The following is a 17463-nucleotide window of genomic DNA, read 5'->3' as shown; positions in this document are numbered from 1 at the left end:
TCCAGGGTCTTAGATTTTGACGAAGCGTCGGATAATCCAGAAGTAAAGTGGGTAGGGTAGGATTCTGAGGAATTTTAAGAATCCTGAAAACCGCTTAGGGAAGTGAATATCAAACTCACCAGCCTGAAGTCCGGCGATAATTTCTTGTGCGGCCTCATCGGCAGTGATCAGCGCTGGCATCTCAAAATCATTCTGTGCGGTAGCCTCTGTTGCAACAAATCCCGGTGAGATCATGTGTACGCTCACGCCCTGTGGCAGTAAGTCGTAATACAGGGTTTCACAGAAATTAATAATCCCTGCTTTGCTTGGCCCATACGCCAAAGCTTTAGGTAGTCCGCTATATCCCGCTACGCTACCTACGATGGCAATATGACCAGCATGCGCTTTGAGCATATCGGGCATCACAATACTAACGGCCCGCATGGGACCGAGTAGATTGGCATCAATTGTTTTCTGCGCAATCTCAAATTCAAAATTATCAGCACGTAATGGGGTATAAACACCCGATACAAACAACAGTAGATCTAAGCCACCCCAAGCTTCTAGGATGCTGCGGTAGGCAGAGTCGAGCTGCTCTTGATGGGTAACATCTAATGGAAGCACTAGAGCCTGTCCTGGCTCCGCAGATTGTGCGAGAGTATCTAGCCGCGCAGTACGACGGCTAGAGAGTGCGACTTTTGCACCAGCCTTAATAAAAGCGTTTGTGCAGGCCTCGCCAATACCGCTAGATGCCCCAATGACCCAAATCCGTTGATCTACAAAAGAATCTATTCCTTTTTGTTTCATGGGCGTAGTGCATCACTTGAGTGAATAATATCTTTATGTTTGAGGGTGTATTGCACCACATCAATACTCTTTTCAGAAAAACCTGCGGCGCAATACATGAGATAGAAATTCCAGAGCCGAATAAATGCCTCATCGAAACCAAGTCGATAAATTTCTTCAATCTTATGATTAAAGCTATCGCGCCATAGACATAAGGTTTTGGCATAGTCGGCACCAAAGGCAAACTCTGCCTCAAGCTCTAAACCTGCATTAGTTGCGGCAGCCTTAAATTTAGAAGGGGAGGGGAGCATGCCTCCTGGAAAAACATATTGCTGAATAAAGTCGGTACTCTGGCGGTAGCGATCAAATAAATCATCTGCGATCACGATAGTTTGGATGCAAGCCCGTCCACCCGCTTTGAGTCGTTTTGCAATTGTTTGAAAGTATTCGGTCCAATGGTTCTCACCAACTGCTTCAAACATTTCAACAGAGGCAATGCCATCAAATTGCTCTTTACAGTCCCGATAGTCTTGCAGCCGAACTTCGAATTGCTTTGCATTGCTTACTTCTGTAGAGATCTTTTGAAGTCGAGAGTCTGCAAACGCTTTTTGTTCCGTCGACAAGGTCAGGCCAGTGACTTGATTACCATTACGTAAGGCTTCTTCCATGAAGCCGCCCCAACCACAGCCTATTTCTAAGATTTGATCGTCCTCTTTAGTCTGGATGGAGTCTAAGATACGTTTGATTTTTGCGCGCTGGGCATCCATGAGTGATTGCTTGTCACCCTCAGCAAACCATGCACTCGAGTAGCTCATCGTGGGGTCTAGCCAAAGCGTGTAAAAGGCATTGCCTAGGTCATAGTGCGCATGAATATTTTTACGGCTTCCAGATTTAGAGTTGTCTCTAAACCAATGCCTCAGGCGATAGGCTATGGATCCAAACCAGCTGCCATAAATTGCTTTATCTAAAATAGTGCGATTACGAATGGCTAGCTCTAGAACGGCCTTGAGATCGGGAGTATTCCATTCGCCTCGGATATAGCTTTCGGCAAAGCCGATATCACCATGAGATAACACTTGCTTAAATACAGACCAATCTAAAACTTGAATTTCTGCATGTAGTTGGTCTGAGCTATTGCCAAATTCTCTTACTTCATTATTAGGAAAGGTGAGCACTAGGTGCCCACTGCGCAATTTCGCCAAAAGACCCAATAGGGCTGCTGTGCTTGCATCACCTTGTTGAGGTTTGGATTTTCGCCTTTCAGGGCGAGAGAAGGTGAGGCGGGATAGCAGTGTTTGACCGGGGCGATTCATCGAGTAACTTCAAGTTCTGGTGGTTTAGGTTTTGAGTGAAAGGGTACACCTTTTAGCCATAATTTCAATGCCTGCCAGTGAATTCGGCCAATGACACCCAAACTCATGAGGGGGTAGCGTAGAAAGGCAAGATAGAGGGCACTTTTAGTTAATGGTTGAGTAAGGCCGCTGATGCTGGTATTGATTAATGGAGCACCGTCCTCGTGCAGCTCAATCCGGCAAACAATATTCCGCTTTGAATTGCTATCTTGAGGAAACAAAAAGCGAAAGTGGTACTCCCCTCGAACATCACAAAAGGGCGAGACATGGAATACCTTATCACTCACCAGCGTCTCTCCGGATTGCAGCGCTTTACCAGAGTCATGATGGAGTAGATAGCAGTGTCGTTCGCCAAAGGTATTATTTACTTCAGCCAGTACCGCTCGTACTTGACCGTTGGCTTGGGTGCAGATCCAAAAACTGACCGGATTAAAGACATAGCCGAGAACTCGCGGAAAAGTATGCAACCAAATTTCACCATCATCATGATGAACGTGATTTTCTTTAAGGATCGATTCGATCCAGGACAGGCTGTTCTCATCGCCTAATCCATGGTCTTGGTCAAAAAAGGAAAAAAGTCCAAATCGCTTATCTTTGAGCCCATGCTGACTGAGTAATGTTGGATTACTCCTGCGCGCACGCATTGGAATAGATAAAGTAAATACACCATAGCCAAACGCATTAATAGCAGGACGAAAGCGCCGATGCTTTACCGCTCCAAAATTAATCGTTGGCAAATTCATTTACTGGGAATCTTTAATGGACCTAGAGTTAACTAGATGAGAAATGCTCTCCATCAGATCCATTGCCACCAATTCGCCTGAGCGCAAACCGTCTTCATGAAAGCCAAATCCTGTCCATGCTCCGCAATACCAGATTGAAGAGTTCCCCTGAATTAAAGGTAGCTCCTTTTGTGCCTGCACAGCGCGCATATCAAAAACAGGATGCGAGTAATGGATTTCTTTATGCACCAATTTTGGATTAGGATCTGTCAGTGGATTCAGGCTCACAATAATTTGTGTGCCCTCGAATGCTTTGGGTAGGGGTTGTAGGCGGTTGATTAAATAATTCACACTCACGTGTTGTTGAGCAGTCAGTGATGCACCAGATTTTGCGGTGTAGTTCCAAGCTGCCCAGCAGCGTTCAGTAGCGGGCAAGAAATTGATATCGGTATGCAAAATTGCGCGATTCTTCTGGTAAGGAACCGAGGCCAAAATAGTGCGCGCGTCTTGCCCAATGCCATGCACCAACTCTAAGGCTTGATCGCTATGACATGCCATTACCACTTCATCAAATTGGTGTAGCCCAGAGGGTGTAATCACTTCAACTAGAGAGTCTTCCGATTTTCTCGCGTTGACTCGAGAAACGGATTCACGAACAAATTTGACTTGATGTTTCTCTAGAGCTGCTACTAAAAGCTTTACGTATTCTCGGGATCCGCCTTTAACGGTAAGCCATTGCGGGCGATTTTGGATTTGTAGCAGACCATGGTTATGACAGAAACGGACCATAGTCTGAATCGGAAACTCTAGCATCTGCTCAACAGAGCATGACCAGATAGCACCAATCATTGGCAGGAAATAATTTTCTTTAAAGCTGGCGCTAAAACAATTGCGATCTAAAAAATCTTTAATGCGCTCATCTGGTTCTGAGTACTCAAGTTTGGCAGTGATTTGTTCCTCTGCCAGTCGAGTGGCGAGACGATTAAAGCGCAAGATGTCGTAAGCCATTCTCCAGAATGACAAGGAGAATAAATTAGATCTTTGACCAAAGAAGGAGTTGAGATCGTTACCAGCCCATTCAATTTTTTTACTGTGACCTGTTTTTCTACCCGCATCAATGGATACTGAAAAGGACATTTCTGATGGCGCAATCGGAACGGCAATTTCTTCAAATAGACGAACTAAGCGAGGATAGGTTTTTCGATTAAATACCAAAAATCCAGTATCAACTCCATGGGTTATCTGGCCATGAGGAGTTTCTAGTGTGAGATCTACAGTATTGCTGTGACCGCCAATATGGCTGCCACCTTCAAATACGGTGATCTCTAAATCTGGGTGCTGCCTTAATGCATATGCACATCCTAAGCCAGATATACCAGCGCCAATGATGGCAACTTTTTTCTTACCCACTAAATTTTTTCTCCAAGAAGTTTCTCTATTTCACCAGTAATACTGCTACTTGTTGGTTTTGTCATGCTGCCAAACGAGTCGACTACATTACCATTTCGATCAATCAGGTACTTATAAAAATTCCACTTCGGTGTTGTTCCAGTTTTAGCAATGAGCATTTTAAATAGTGGGTTTGGATTACTACCACTAACTGAGCTCTTAGCAAACATGGGGAATTTCACGTCATAGGTATTTTTACAGAAGTCAGCGATGTCTTTATTGCTACCTGGCTCTTGTTGGCCAAAATCGTTTGATGGAAATCCCAATACAACCAAGCCACGGTCTTTATATTTGGCATACAACTTCTCTAGACCTTCGTATTGGCTCGTAAAGCCACAAAAACTGGCTGTATTCACAACGAGAATGACTTTACCTTGGTATTGGCAAAGGCTTTGAGGCGCCTCATCCTGCAATCTTGGAAAGGTGTGAGATAAAAGGGGGCTGCAGCTGCCGGCAGGTGGAGCTGCCTTAGCAAACGGCATTGCTGTCAGCAAGAAAAGTAGTGCCAGTAAGTAGCGTGGCATATAGCGAATCATCTTGAGCCTTTGAGTGGGACGGGGATGCCCAAGTCTAAGACATTCTGGCAAATATCGTTGAATCTAGCCCAATGCCATTAATATGGCGCTATGAGCTCATTATCCCTACCTTCTTTCGAGTCTAAAGTCTGCTCTCCAACGGAGCTGGAGGCTCTGATTGCGGCGCTTCCCAGACCCTTGGTCTTTACGAATGGCGTCTTCGATATTCTGCATCGAGGGCATGCCAGCTATCTAGCTCAAGCCAGAGCCTTGGGTGCTAGCCTGGTAGTGGGGGTGAATTCAGATGCCTCGGTCAAAATGCTGGGTAAGGGTGATGACAGACCTATTAATACCGAGGCTGATCGCCAGGCTTTATTGGCAGCACTTGAGAGTGTCGACTTGGTAGTGTTATTTACAGAACAGACCCCAGTGAATCTGATTGCCAAGATTCATCCCGATATTTACGTCAAGGGTGGGGATTATGAAATCAATTCCCTGGAGGAGACCCGCCTCGTGAAAACTTGGGGTGGTGTAGCTGTAGCGATCCCATTTTTATACGAGCGCTCCACAACAACGCTATTGGGCAAGATCCGCACTAGTTGACTTACTCGGTGGCCTTCAAGTTTTGTAAGAGCCAAGCCCAAAGCCCACGTAGCACCAAACCTTCAATCGGCTCTACTGGCAGCACTGCCAACTCTGGAAATTGTTTAATTTCATTTGCCAAAATTTGGGCATTGCCCCCATCAAGCCAAATTCGCTCAACTGGATGATTCATCCTTTTAGCTAAGTAGGCTGCGCGCAGGATTGCACCCATCTGCGCCGCATCACAACCGCCCATAATCGCCTCATCTGTAGTGCTGCCAAAGCTCGCTTGAGCTTCAGGCTTACTAGCACGAACTGGTAATGGAAGTTGGGCTGTATTTTGTTGTAGGCTTTCTTGCATCAGACTTAAGCCTGGCAAGATCCAGCCACCATAATGGACGCCATTGCCACCCAGCAAGTCAATGGTAGTAGCCGTCCCAGCGTTGATCACTAGCGTGTTGGTACTAGAAAGAGCTCTTGCGCCAATCAGTGCAGCCCATCGATCTGCGCCCAATTTGCTGGGGTCTTGGTAGAGCGTTCTTAAGCCTTCATAAGGACTACTGCCCGTAAATTGTTGCCACTCAAGATCTTGCCATTGCGGAAAGAGGCTGCGTAGATTTTCAATAGCAGCATCGCCTGCTACGCAGCAAAAGGCAATAGCATCTGGCTTGGGTAAGGTTTTAGAAATATAGTCAGACAGCTCAGCCCGTAGTTCGGTTGACTGGAAAGATTTAGTGCTGATCGACCCAGAGTGTGCCCACAGTTTTTTATTGCGGTCTGCAATGTTTTGTGTAGATTCGACTGCGGCCCACTTGAGTCGAGTATTGCCAAGATCAAATACCAAATACAGACTCATGATTGAACTCGCAAAGAAACATCGCCTGCATGAATGGCGATAGATTTGTCATGCTCATGAAGAATCAGGGCGCCAGAGTCATCCACTCCGGAAGAGACTCCAATGATAGGTTCTTTGCCCGCGCCTGATATAGAAACATGCTGACCGTTAAAGGCATCCCAGTGCGACCAGGAGTTTTTAAAGTAGCTAAACCCATGCTGTTCAAATTGGATCAAATGTCTTTCAAATGCCTCAATCAGCTTGAGCCAAATGAACTCCGTATCGGGAATCGGTGCGTGATGAGGCAGCAGTTGATCCAAAGCGGCAGCAGTAAAAGAGGTTTGATTTTCTAAGTTTTGTGAAATGACTTCCGCATTTCGTAAGTTCAGGCCCAGGCCGATCACCATCCAAGTGGGTGAGCTTGGATTGCTTTGTCCACCTTCAATGAGGATGCCGCCAAGCTTGGCATTGTTCAGCAGTAAATCGTTGGGCCACTTCAGTCTAAGACCTTGTTGATGAAGAGTGGTTTCATTGATTCCTAAAGTTCCAGCAATGCCGGCAATAACTGCTAGTCCAATGACTAGACTAAGTCCGCTCAGTTCATGAGGGCGTTTATTGAATGGGTAGGCCAAGGAGAAGCACAGCGTATCTCCGGGGTTGGAAAGCCAAACTCTGCCAGCCCTGCCCTTGCCGGAGGTCTGATAGTGGGCAATACGAGCTACGGGATCAATTAATTCACCGGCACGCCAACGAGCCAATAAATCATCATTAGTCGACTTGGTGGTGGCAACGCGTTCAAGAATGCAATTCGGACTCATTTTTCTATTGTAGAAAGATCTAGGCTAGCTGACCTAGAATAAGGGAATGCAACACGAAGATCAGCGTCCTCGCAAGTTTGTTTGGCCTCTCCAGGCAATGCCTTTGGCTCGGGCCATTAGCTTGAGCTATGCGCTTTTAATCACTTATGTCAGCCTGAATCCCTTTGATTTTAGTTTTGATAATGGGATCGCCCCATGGGCATGGTTGGATGCCCCTTTACCCCGCTTTATTACGCTCTTTGATGTGTCAGTCAATGTCTTGGCCTACATTCCCTTGGGGTTTCTGCTGGTGTTTGCCAGTTACCCACGATGGCGCAATTTTGTTGCCCTAAGCATCGCCCTGAGCTTTAGTGCAGGATTGGCTTTTAGTGTGGAGTCGCTGCAAACTTGGTTGCCCACTCGCATTCCGAGTCAAATGGATTGGTGGGCTAATGTATTGGGCGGTTTGATGGGTGGTTTGTTAGCCATTCCATTAGGCCCCCAGTGGCTCTCTGGGAGCGTAATACGTCGTCGCTTTGACCAATGGTTTGGTGTGAACTGGGCTGCTTGCGCCTTATTTTTACTGTTTCCCTGGGCTCAGATCTATCCCCAGAGCTCTTGGTTAGGTACGGGGGTATGGGGACATGCCATTTTTTCCTCCGTTGACTGGGGTACAACGGTGGTCAATCATGTCATTCAAGAATCCATCATTACAGCTGTATGTTGGCTCGGTACCGGACTCTTACTATCTTTGGGGATGCGTGCAAAAGCGCCCCAGTGGAACATCCTAAATAGTCTGCTTTGCTTTACTGTTGTAGTGAAGATTGCCTTTACTGCACTGCAGTTCGGGGCAGAATTTGGTTTGTTGTGGCTCACCGCAGGAGCTATTTGGGGAATGGTGCTGGGTAGTTTATTGCTCAGATGCACTCTCCAGTTTTCTACGTCCAGCAAAGCTTGGCTTGCAATCGCCTGTTTAGTTGCTGCCACCTTGGTAATTAATCTCCTGCCAGATAACCCGTATTTCATTCTGACATTACGACATTGGTATCAAGGTCGGCTATTACACTTTAATGAATTAATGCAATGGGTTTCAGTGGCATGGTTGCCATTAGCATTATTTTGGGTACTCCGAAATATAACCACCTTTAATTTAAAACCTTAATTGAGATGACATATGAGTTTTAAACACCATGTTTTTTTCTGCCTAAACCAGCGCAGTAACGGCGAAGATTGTTGTGATCGTCATAATGCTTTTGCTCTTTTTGATTACGCAAAAAAGCGTATCAAAGAGTTAGGCCTATCTGGCCCAGGAAATATCCGCATTAATAAAGCGGGGTGTTTAGATCGTTGTGCTGATGGCCCGGTGGCGGTGATTTATCCAGAGGGAATTTGGTACACATTTATTGATACTGAAGATATCGAAGAAATTATCCAGTCGCACTTAATACAAGGGCGCCCTGTAGAGCGTCTGCAGTTAGCTTAAAAGATTTCAGAAAGTTCTTTCATGAATAGCCGTACCAAAATAATTCATATTGATGGTGTTGTAGGTCAAATAGAAATATCGATTGATCTGCCAGATGAATTAAAAAATAATCCTGCTTTTTTGGTGAGAGGTCTGGCTTTGGTTGCGCATCCACACCCACTGATGGGTGGAACGATGGATAACAAAGTGGCGCAAACCATGGCACGCGCTTTTAATCAATTGGGTTACGTGAGCGTGCGCCCTAATTTTCGCGGAGTAGGCGCTACTGCCGGTGTGCATGATGACGGCGTTGGTGAAATGGAAGACTTGCTACATGTCACTGATTGGATGCGCTCTCCTTCTAGCTGGAGTCATTTTGAGGCCACTGCGCAACAGGCATGGGTACAGACTGCCAATACTTTGCCTTTAGTGGTTTCTGGATTTTCATTTGGTAGTTTTGTTGGAACCCATTTGGTACAGCGCTTGGCAGAGCTGGGGCGCCCAGCTGAGCGGCTCGTCATGGTGGGTAGTGCGGCTGGCAAATGGGTCTTAGCAGCTGTGCCTGCTGATACGATTTTGATTCATGGCGAAGTGGATGAAACCATTCCCTTGATCGATGTTTTAGATTGGGCGCGTCCCCAAGAGTTAACGGTACAAGTGGTGCCGGGTGCTGATCATTTTTTCCATCGACGTTTACATTGCATACGTAACATCATTACTAGCGCCTGGTTGGGTATGCCCGATCATCGCAATCAATAAAGTAAATAGATAATTTAGAGAGATAAAAGTATATGACTGAAGATAAAAAATCTCTTATTGAATACCCATCCGAGTTTCCGATCAAGGTAATGGGTAAAGCTAATCCTGAATACCTACCTGCCATCTTGCACATTGCTCGTCAATTTGATCCTACCTTTGATGAGAGTAAGGTTGAGCAGCGACCTTCCAAAGATGGAAATTATCTAGGCATTACATTGCCAATCACTGCTACTAGCCGAGAGCAGCTAGATGAGTTGTATCGCACTTTATCTACGCACCCTTTGGTTAGTGTTGTCCTCTAAATTATTGGCATGAGCTTTTTGGTAAAACATCTAGGGTTAGCTGACTACGAGTCAACCTATCAAGCGATGCGGGATTTCACGCAACGACGAGATAGTGACACCCCAGATGAAATTTGGATTCTTGAGCATCCACCAGTCTTTACTTTGGGCTTAGCGGGAGATGCTGGAAATTTACATTCCCCTAGCAACGACATTCCATTAGTACAGGTTGATCGTGGTGGTGAGATCACGTATCACGGACCTGGACAAATCGTGGTGTATTTAATGCTCGATCTAAGACGTCTAGGTATTTTTGTAAAAGAGCTTGTCTCCCGAATCGAGCAGGCCTTGATAGATACCTTGGCAGATTTTAGTATTCAGGCAGAAAGACATGCTGGCGCACCTGGTATTTATATTGCGCAGGAGAGTTCAATACAGATTGAGTATCGAGGTGCCAAGATTGCCGCCCTGGGACTCAAGGTCTCTAAGGGATGCTCTTATCATGGACTTGCCCTCAATGTATCTACCGATTTAGCCGCTTTTGCCCGCATTCACCCATGTGGGTATGAGGGCTTAAGGACGATAGATATGCAAACCCTTGGGATCAAGGACAATATAGACATTATTAGCCAAACCCTTTTAGGGCATTTGCAAAAGCAACTGATTTCATCATGACCACCAATAAGCCGGAACTCGATACCACCGCCACTATTAATAGTCGCCAGGATCTCAACTACGATGCCTCCCGTAAGCAGAAATCGAGCGAGAAGACTGCACGTATTCCGATCAAGATTATCCCCTTGGAGCAAGTGCTCAAAAAGCCCGATTGGATTCGAGTAAAAGCCGCTTCCGGAAATTCCCGCTTCTCAGAGATTAAAAAGATTCTCCGAGAAAATGAGTTAGTCACAGTTTGCGAGGAAGCAAGTTGTCCTAATATTGGTGAGTGCTTTGGTAAAGGCACGGCTACCTTCATGGTCATGGGTGATAAATGCACACGTCGTTGCCCATTTTGTGACGTGGGCCATGGCAGACCAGATCCATTAGATACAAAAGAGCCGGGTAATTTAGCGCGTACGATTGCTGCTCTGAAATTAAATTATGTGGTGATCACTAGCGTAGATCGCGATGATTTACGTGACGGTGGCGCAATGCATTATGTGGACTGTATTTCTCAGTCACGCGATCTCTCCCCGAATACACGTATTGAAGTTTTAGTGCCGGATTTCCGTGGCCGTTTAGATAAGGCTTTGGATATTTTTTCTGAGCATGCTCCAAAAGGTCTACCTGATGTGATGAATCACAATTTAGAAACCGTGCCGCGTTTGTATAAGCAGGCGCGTCCTGGCGCAGACTATGCACACTCGTTAAAGTTGTTAAAAGACTTTAAAGAACGCTTTCCCCATATTCCAACCAAGAGTGGTTTGATGGTGGGCTTGGGCGAAACGGATGAAGAGATCTTGGCGGTGATGCGTGATATGCGTGAGCACAATATCGATATGTTGACGATTGGTCAGTACTTAGCGCCGTCAGGTCATCACCTTCCAGTGCAGCGCTATGTTCATCCAGATGTGTTTAAGCAATTCGAGGAAGAGGCATATGCCATGGGCTTCTCACACGCTGCCGTGGGCGCGATGGTGCGCTCTAGTTACCATGCTGACGAACAAGCACACAGTGCAGGTGTTATCTAAGGCCATGCTCCAAAAGTTTTGTGTAGTTCTGGCGCTTGCATTTTTACTTTCTGCATGTAGTCCTAAATTAGATTGGCGGACTGTGCAGTCTCCACAAGAGGCTTACAGCACCCTCTTTCCGGGTATGCCTGAAAAGATTGAGCGACGACTGCCATATCAAAACCAAGAAATTCCACAAACTTTAGAAGCGGTAAAGATTGATGATGATATTTATTCGGTGAGTGCGATTCGTTTGAGTAAAGAACAAGCTAGCTTAGCGCCTAATTTATTGGAGCAGGTGCAAGGTAATTTATTTAGTCATGCAAATGTGAACTTGAAAAGTGCTGTTAGTGCTGACGCTCTTTATCTGACTGCAAATAAACAGCGCGCAGCTACTAAAGATTATTTTCTAGAATTTAAATCTTCTGGCAGGTTAGAGCAAGCAATGCGGGTTCGTTGGATCACCAGAATGGCATCAGATAATGGAGTTTGGATTTATCAAATCTCAGTTTTACATATTGCACCAGCGCGAGTGAATGCCAAAACATTTTTTTCTGAAGAGGCGTACTCAAACTTCTTTGATGAGTTTCATCCGGAATAATTTCCAGATGAAACAAGATACTGCTTAAGACTTTTCTAGGGCGGCTACTTTAGCTTCGAGAGCCTCTAACTTTTCTCTAGTCTTGGCCAATACTTTAGATTGCAACTCAAACTCTTCGCGAGTAACTAAGTCCATTTTCTGAAAACCTTGATTCATCATGGCGCGTACATTCTTTTCAATCTCTTGCGCTGGTGAATTGCGAATAGCATCCCCAACCTTGTTTTGCATATCACTAGCAATGCGCTGGATTTGTTCTAGGATTTCGCCTGGTTTTTGCATAGTACTGCCCACCGTTCTATTGAAATTTGCTTAAAAGATACAGAATCTATTTTATGTTGTTGGTCTAAAAACAGGCGAAACCAACTAAAAAAAGCCGCATATGCACCAGAATGAACGAAAATGGGGCTTATGTAAGCACCAAAGTTGGGCATAAGCCTTATTTAGGTGAATTGTGACAAATACGTGATCTTCCCAACCGTCATGATCACACCATGCAATAAAGAACTCATCCCTTTTTTATGTCCACTAAGGAGTTTCATATGAAAACGATTCAAAAGACAGCCATCGCTCTTGCAGCTTCTGGCTTATTCGCAACCGCAGCGTTTGCTCAGTCAGCTCCTGCAGCTGCACCAGAGGCTCCAGAAGCCAGCCCGATTACTGCAAACGTAACTGTTGTAAATGACTATCGCTATCGAGGGATCAGTCAGTCAAATTTCAAGCCAGCTATTCAGGGCGGATTTGATTATGCACATGAAAGTGGCCTATACATTGGTAACTGGAATAGCTCAATTAGCTGGATTAGTGATATGTACGGGAACAATGGCGGATATACGGGGAGGAATACAACCAGCAGTTTTGGTCAAGTTTCATCGCAAGTAGAAATGGATTTCTACGCAGGCTTTAAGAAAGAGTTTATTGGCGAAGGATTTGCTTCAGATCTTGGTGTATTGCAGTACTACTATCCAACGTCTGGAATTCCAAATACCGGTGGCGCAACTGCCAACCCAAACACAACTGAAATCTATGCGGCCCAGAACTTTACTTTTGGACCTTTATCCGGTTTTGCAAAAGTTTCCTATTCCGTTTCTACTTTATTTGGTATGGTGAATTCATCCGGATCTTATTATCCAGATCTAACTATGAACTATGACACCGGCATTTGGGGCTTGTCTCTTAATGGACACGTTGGCTACCAATATGTTGCTGGTAATGCTATTTCAACTGGCTCAAATTGTGCAACTTACTACACTGGTGGGTGCGTTGCTAGAGGTTCAAGCAATAGCAATCTGTACTCTTACACTGACTATAAACTTGGAGTGACAAAAGATTTTGGTGGTGGTTTATCTGGGTCTGCTGCCTATGTAACAACCAATGCCCCATCCTTTAGGGGCGGATATTCCTATAGCAGCCCTTCGGGAAACAATCTTGGCCGATCTGGTGCTGTAGTTTCACTAACAAAAACTTTCTAATTCTTTCCTCTGAACGGAGAAACACATGAAATTAATTACCGCAATCATCAAGCCCTTCAAGCTTGACGAAGTGCGCGAAGCTCTCTCGGAAGTGGGAGTTTCGGGCATCACCGTCACTGAAGTTAAAGGCTTTGGCCGTCAAAAAGGTCACACCGAGTTGTATCGCGGTGCTGAGTATGTAGTCGACTTTTTACCGAAAGTAAAAATTGAAGCTGCTGTTGAAGATGGCATCTTGGAGCGAGCGATTGAAGCAATTGAAAAATCTGCCCGTACTGGAAAAATTGGTGATGGCAAGATTTTTGTCTCCCCAGTTGAACACGTCATTCGCATTCGTACCGGTGAAACCGGCGCGTCAGCACTTTAAAGAGAGGTTCAAAATGTTAACTTGGATGAAACGACTCCTAGCTGCAAGCGCAATGGCTTTGGCTTTTGGAGCAAGCAGTGTCATGGTAGCTTCGCCAGCTTTTGCTGATGAGGCTAAGCCTGTTGCCGCTGCCGCTGCAGCTGCAGTTGCTGCTGCTCCTGCATTAGTTCCGAACAAAGGTGATACAGCTTGGATATTAGTATGTACCGCACTAGTAATCTTGATGACATTGCCAGGTTTGGCTTTGTTCTACGGCGGTTTAACACGTAGCAAAAATATTCTTTCTGTACTCGTACAGTGTATGTTTGTGTTTGCGTTGATCACCGTGTTGTGGTCCCTCTATGGATACAGCTTCGCATTTACTGAAGGTGGTGCATTCATTGGTGGACTCGATCGTTTGTTCTTAGCTGGTATGACTCCAGATTCAGTTGCCGCAACATTTAGTAAAGGCATTGTGATTCCTGAGTATGTATTTATGGCCTTCCAAGCTGCGTTTGCAACTATTACTTGCTGCTTGATCATTGGTTCATTTGCTGAGCGTGCTAAGTTTTCTGCAATCGTGTTGTTTATGGTTCTGTGGTTTACTTTCAGCTACTTACCAATCGCTCATATGGTTTGGTTCTGGCCTGGTCCCGATGACATCAAAGACGCTGCATCACTTGAAGCAATAACAGCTCGCGCTGGTTGGTTGTGGCAGAAGGGTGTTCTCGACTTTGCTGGCGGTACCGTTGTTCATATCAATGCTGCGATCGCAGGTTTGGTAGGTTCATTCGTCATCGGCAAACGTTTGGGTTACGGCAAAGAGGCAATGAAGCCGCACAACCTAGTGTTTGTGATGATTGGTGCTTCACTCTTGTGGTTCGGTTGGTTTGGTTTCAATGCTGGCTCTGCTCTCGAAGCAAACGGCAGTGCAGCCTTGGCCTTCGTAAACACATTATTGGCAACCGCTGCAGCAGTATTGAGCTGGTCAGTTGCTGAGTGGGTTCTCAAAGGTAAGCCTTCTATGTTGGGTGGTGCATCTGGTTGCGTAGCAGGTTTAGTTGCAATTACTCCTGCTGCTGGTTTTGTTGGACCAATGGGTGCCCTCGTAATTGGTGCTGCTGCTGGTGTGATCTGCTTGTGGGGTGTTTCTGGTCTCAAGAAGCTATTGGGTTCAGATGACAGCTTGGACGTATTCGGTGTGCACGGCGTTGGCGGCATCTTGGGCGCTTTGTTAACTGGCGTGTTCGCAGACCCAGCTTTAGGTGGAACAGGTATTTGGGATTATGTAGCGAATGCTGCAGCCCCTGACTACTCCATTGCTAGCCAATTGTGGATTCAGAGCCAAGGCGTCATCGTTACTCTAATTTGGTCTGGCGTGGTTTCTTATATCGCCTTCAAATTGGTTGATATCGTGGTTGGCCTGCGCGTTAAGGAAGATGAAGAGCGCGAAGGTTTGGATATCAGTTCCCACGGTGAGTCCGCTTACGAGTCTTAATCAGCTGTTTTACCCCTCACTGGGCGGCTTTAGTTAGCTGCCCGGTTTTTAAGCGCGGAATCCTTGGATTCCGCGTCTTTCTTTTAAAAAATCTTACAATGGTGAAATGGTCCCACATCTCATCACTGCCCTAAACGGCCCCCTTCTCGATCTTGAGTCGAAGGTATTAGAAGCAACTCCAACGATTGAGCGCTGGTTCAGGCTTGAGTGGCAAGAACATACTCCGCCGTTCTGCTGTTCAGTTGACCTACGTAATGCGGGCTTTAAGCTTGCGCCAGTTGATACCAACCTCTTCCCAGGTGGTTTTAACAACCTCTCGCCGCAAATGTTACCTTTAGCAGTTCAGGCAGCAATGGCGGCAATCGAGAAGATTTGCCCCGAGGCAAAAAATTTACTATTGATACCTGAGCGACACACTCGTAATACTTTTTATTTACAGAATATTGCGCGTTTATCTTCGATCTTGCGTCAAGCAGGTCTTAATGTGCGTTTAGGCACTTTGTCTGATGAAATTAAAAAGCCAACTTGGATTGACTTGCCTGATGGTAATCGTCTTTTGATGGAGCCTTTATCTCGTTTAGGCTTGAAGAAGCAACGTCTTGGTTTAAAAGATTTTGATCCTTGCTCAATTTTGCTCAACAATGATTTATCGGCAGGCATTCCTACAATCTTAGAAAGCCTGCATGAGCAGTATCTCTTGCCAGGTTTGCATGCTGGGTGGCACGTCCGCCGTAAGTCGAAACACTTCGCTGCTTACGATGAGGTTGCTAAGAAGTTTGCGAAGGTGGTTGATATTGATCCCTGGATGATCAATCCTTATTTTGCAAGTTGCTCTAATGTGAACTTTCATGAGCGCAAGGGCGAAGAAGAATTGCAAGCGGCTGTCGAAAAAGTTCTCAAGAAGACTGCTAAGAAATACCGTGAGTACGGGATTAAAGAAAAACCCTACGTTGTTGTCAAAGCGGATGCTGGAACATATGGTATGGGCATCATGGTGGTGAATGATCCTTCGCAGCTCAAAGACCTGAACCGCAAAGATCGCAACAAGATGAGTGTTGTAAAGGAAGGTCTTGAGGTAAGTGACGTTTTGATTCAAGAAGGCGTCTATACCTTTGAGAAGGTCAATGAAGCTGTTGCAGAGCCAGTGGTGTACATGATCGATCGCTACGTGATTGGTGGCTTCTATCGAGTGCATACTGACCGCGGCCCTGATGAGAATTTGAATGCTCCAGGCATGCATTTTGTTCCTTTGGCATTTGAACAAAACTCTATTCCAGACTTAGGTGCAAAGCCTGGTAGCGCACCGCCAAATCGGTTTTATCTATACGGTGTCGTCGCTCGTCTAGCCTTGCTGGCAGCCTCTTTAGAGCTAGAGCGCTCTGATCCTAATGCTGAAGCTGCTTAATTTATTCGGATACTGACATGAACCTGCTTTTCATTGCGGATCCTTTGGAGTCTTTTAAGGTTAGTAAAGATTCCACCTTAGCAATGATGCGAGTTGCGCAAGAAGCAGGGCATCAACTTTGGTTTTGCGAAAGTCGCAACATCCTTTGGAGAAAAGATTTTGTCGTGGCAGACTGCCAGTCTCTCGACATCAAACCAAGCGGTACCGCATGGTTTGAACTGGGCGCTGTAGAAGATCGCCCATTAAATAGCTTTCACGCAGTCATGATGCGCACTGACCCACCATTTGATATTGAGTATCTCAATACCACCTGGCTACTGTCTGCTGCGGTTCGACAGGGCGCGAAAGTATTCAACAATCCAACTGCTATTCGGGATCATTCCGAAAAGATCTCCATCACTGAGTTTCCGGAACTTATTCCACCAACTTTAGTAACACGTGAACTCAGTGCGATTGAGGTATTTCATCAAGAGCATCAAGACATTGTGATTAAGCCCCTAGATGGTATGGGTGGTATGGGTGTATTTCGTGTTGGGTCTGATGCTTTAAATCTTGCCAGCATTGTTGAGACCTTAGGTGAAAATGGCGCACGTACTTTGATGGTGCAGAGATTCTTGCCAGAGATTGCGCAGGGCGATAAACGGGTGCTCCTGATCGGTGGTGAGGTAGCTCCATTCTCATTAGCTCGCATTCCGCAGGGTAGTGAAATCCGAGGCAATTTAGCTGCAGGGGGTAAGGGAGTGGCAATGCCACTAACGGATGCTGAGAGAAAAGTTGCGGAGCGCTTGGCTCCCATTTTGAATGCCCGAGGCTTATTCTTGGTAGGATTAGATTTAATTGGGGCATACGTCACAGAAATTAATGTGACTAGTCCAACCTGTTTTGTAGAAATTACTGAGCAAAGTGGATTTGATGTACCCAAATTTTGGTTAACGGCGCTTGAAAAGGCAATGGCATAAAC

At 45.7% G+C, this 17463-nt stretch carries 21 protein-coding genes; 13 read left to right on the top strand and 8 right to left on the bottom strand.

The genetic code is table 11. The annotated features are described in order from the left end of the window. Positions 1-9 precede the first annotated feature (9 nt). Genes ICN22_RS00780 through ICN22_RS00760 form a run of 5 tightly spaced genes read right to left on the bottom strand, consistent with a single transcriptional unit; the run spans position 10 to position 4812 of the window. The gene (locus tag ICN22_RS00780; protein WP_216168434.1) at positions 10-786 is read right to left on the bottom strand and encodes an SDR family NAD(P)-dependent oxidoreductase; all 777 of its coding nucleotides are present in this window, start codon (positions 784-786) and stop codon (positions 10-12) included. Then, a complete protein-coding gene (locus tag ICN22_RS00775; RefSeq protein ID WP_216168433.1) occupies positions 783-2078 on the bottom strand; it encodes an SAM-dependent methyltransferase in 1296 nt (431 codons plus the stop codon). The genes ICN22_RS00780 and ICN22_RS00775 overlap by 4 nt, the downstream gene beginning before the upstream one ends. Continuing rightward, positions 2075-2860: a DUF1365 domain-containing protein gene (locus tag ICN22_RS00770; protein ID WP_216168432.1), complete on the bottom strand. Its 786-nt coding sequence runs from the start codon at positions 2858-2860 to the stop codon at positions 2075-2077. The genes ICN22_RS00775 and ICN22_RS00770 overlap by 4 nt, the downstream gene beginning before the upstream one ends. Continuing rightward, positions 2861-4249: an NAD(P)/FAD-dependent oxidoreductase gene (locus tag ICN22_RS00765; RefSeq protein WP_216168431.1), complete on the bottom strand. Its 1389-nt coding sequence runs from the start codon at positions 4247-4249 to the stop codon at positions 2861-2863. Continuing rightward, positions 4249-4812 (bottom strand): glutathione peroxidase, encoded by a 564-nt coding sequence (locus ICN22_RS00760; protein ID WP_255533807.1) that lies wholly within the window; start codon positions 4810-4812, stop codon positions 4249-4251. Before ICN22_RS00760 ends, ICN22_RS00765 begins: the two co-directional genes overlap by 1 nt. A gap of 102 nt (positions 4813-4914) precedes the next feature. Here ICN22_RS00760 and rfaE2 point away from each other — a divergent pair, with 102 nt between their 5' ends. Continuing rightward, positions 4915-5406 (top strand): D-glycero-beta-D-manno-heptose 1-phosphate adenylyltransferase, encoded by a 492-nt coding sequence (gene rfaE2, locus ICN22_RS00755; protein ID WP_216168429.1) that lies wholly within the window; start codon positions 4915-4917, stop codon positions 5404-5406. Between the two features lies 1 nt (position 5407). Here the strand turns inward: rfaE2 and ICN22_RS00750 are convergent, their stop codons facing one another. Further along, positions 5408-6241: a type III pantothenate kinase gene (locus ICN22_RS00750; protein ID WP_216168428.1), complete on the bottom strand. Its 834-nt coding sequence runs from the start codon at positions 6239-6241 to the stop codon at positions 5408-5410. Continuing rightward, entirely contained in the window at positions 6238-7038 is an 801-nt protein-coding gene (locus ICN22_RS00745) for a biotin--[acetyl-CoA-carboxylase] ligase (protein WP_216168427.1), read from the bottom strand. Before ICN22_RS00745 ends, ICN22_RS00750 begins: the two co-directional genes overlap by 4 nt. A gap of 46 nt (positions 7039-7084) precedes the next feature. Between ICN22_RS00745 and ICN22_RS00740 the strand changes: the two genes are divergently transcribed. From ICN22_RS00740 to ICN22_RS00710, 7 genes are read left to right on the top strand one after another with little or no spacing between them, the layout of a single operon-like run. Next, on the top strand, positions 7085-8179 hold the full coding sequence (locus ICN22_RS00740) for a VanZ family protein (protein ID WP_216168426.1): 1095 nt from the start codon (positions 7085-7087) through the stop codon (positions 8177-8179). A 12-nt stretch (positions 8180-8191) separates the two neighbouring features. After that, a complete protein-coding gene (locus ICN22_RS00735) occupies positions 8192-8500 on the top strand; it encodes a (2Fe-2S) ferredoxin domain-containing protein (protein ID WP_216168425.1) in 309 nt (102 codons plus the stop codon). 21 nt (positions 8501-8521) lie between these two features. Further along, positions 8522-9238, top strand: coding sequence for an alpha/beta hydrolase (locus ICN22_RS00730; RefSeq protein WP_216168424.1), 717 nt, complete (start codon positions 8522-8524; stop codon positions 9236-9238). Positions 9239-9270: 32 nt separating this feature from the next. Then, complete coding sequence (locus tag ICN22_RS00725) at positions 9271-9540, top strand: YbeD family protein (RefSeq protein ID WP_215305480.1); 270 nt, start codon at positions 9271-9273, stop codon at positions 9538-9540. Between the two features lie 9 nt (positions 9541-9549). Beyond that, a complete protein-coding gene (lipB, locus tag ICN22_RS00720; RefSeq protein ID WP_216168423.1) occupies positions 9550-10194 on the top strand; it encodes a lipoyl(octanoyl) transferase LipB in 645 nt (214 codons plus the stop codon). Beyond that, entirely contained in the window at positions 10191-11207 is a 1017-nt protein-coding gene (lipA, locus tag ICN22_RS00715; protein ID WP_216863441.1) for a lipoyl synthase, read from the top strand. The genes lipB and lipA overlap by 4 nt, the downstream gene beginning before the upstream one ends. Continuing rightward, positions 11116-11787, top strand: coding sequence for a hypothetical protein (locus tag ICN22_RS00710; protein ID WP_255533769.1), 672 nt, complete (start codon positions 11116-11118; stop codon positions 11785-11787). Before lipA ends, ICN22_RS00710 begins: the two co-directional genes overlap by 92 nt. 24 nt (positions 11788-11811) lie before the next feature. Here the strand turns inward: ICN22_RS00710 and ICN22_RS00705 are convergent, their stop codons facing one another. Then, the gene (locus ICN22_RS00705; RefSeq protein WP_215325890.1) at positions 11812-12066 is read right to left on the bottom strand and encodes an accessory factor UbiK family protein; all 255 of its coding nucleotides are present in this window, start codon (positions 12064-12066) and stop codon (positions 11812-11814) included. Positions 12067-12326: 260 nt separating this feature from the next. On the opposite strand from ICN22_RS00705, the gene ICN22_RS00700 reads away from it, so the two are divergent. The 5 genes from ICN22_RS00700 (at position 12327) to gshB (ending at position 17461) form a co-directional block, all read left to right on the top strand. After that, positions 12327-13256, top strand: coding sequence for a TorF family putative porin (locus ICN22_RS00700; protein WP_216168421.1), 930 nt, complete (start codon positions 12327-12329; stop codon positions 13254-13256). A 25-nt stretch (positions 13257-13281) separates the two neighbouring features. Further along, positions 13282-13620 carry a P-II family nitrogen regulator gene (locus tag ICN22_RS00695; protein WP_011903792.1) on the top strand — a complete coding sequence of 113 codons (339 nt, stop codon included), beginning with the start codon at positions 13282-13284 and terminating at the stop codon, positions 13618-13620. Positions 13621-13633: 13 nt separating this feature from the next. Further along, the gene (locus ICN22_RS00690) at positions 13634-15097 is read left to right on the top strand and encodes an ammonium transporter (protein ID WP_216168420.1); all 1464 of its coding nucleotides are present in this window, start codon (positions 13634-13636) and stop codon (positions 15095-15097) included. 106 nt (positions 15098-15203) lie between these two features. Continuing rightward, positions 15204-16502: a glutamate--cysteine ligase gene (gene gshA / locus ICN22_RS00685; RefSeq protein ID WP_216168419.1), complete on the top strand. Its 1299-nt coding sequence runs from the start codon at positions 15204-15206 to the stop codon at positions 16500-16502. Positions 16503-16519: 17 nt separating this feature from the next. Next, the gene (gshB, locus tag ICN22_RS00680) at positions 16520-17461 is read left to right on the top strand and encodes a glutathione synthase (protein WP_216168418.1); all 942 of its coding nucleotides are present in this window, start codon (positions 16520-16522) and stop codon (positions 17459-17461) included. The last annotated feature ends 2 nt before the right edge of the window (positions 17462-17463 follow it).

The sequence above is a fragment of the Polynucleobacter bastaniensis genome (assembly GCF_018882205.1).
Lineage (GTDB): Bacteria > Pseudomonadota > Gammaproteobacteria > Burkholderiales > Burkholderiaceae > Polynucleobacter > Polynucleobacter bastaniensis.
This window is presented reverse-complemented; position numbering and strand designations above follow the sequence as displayed.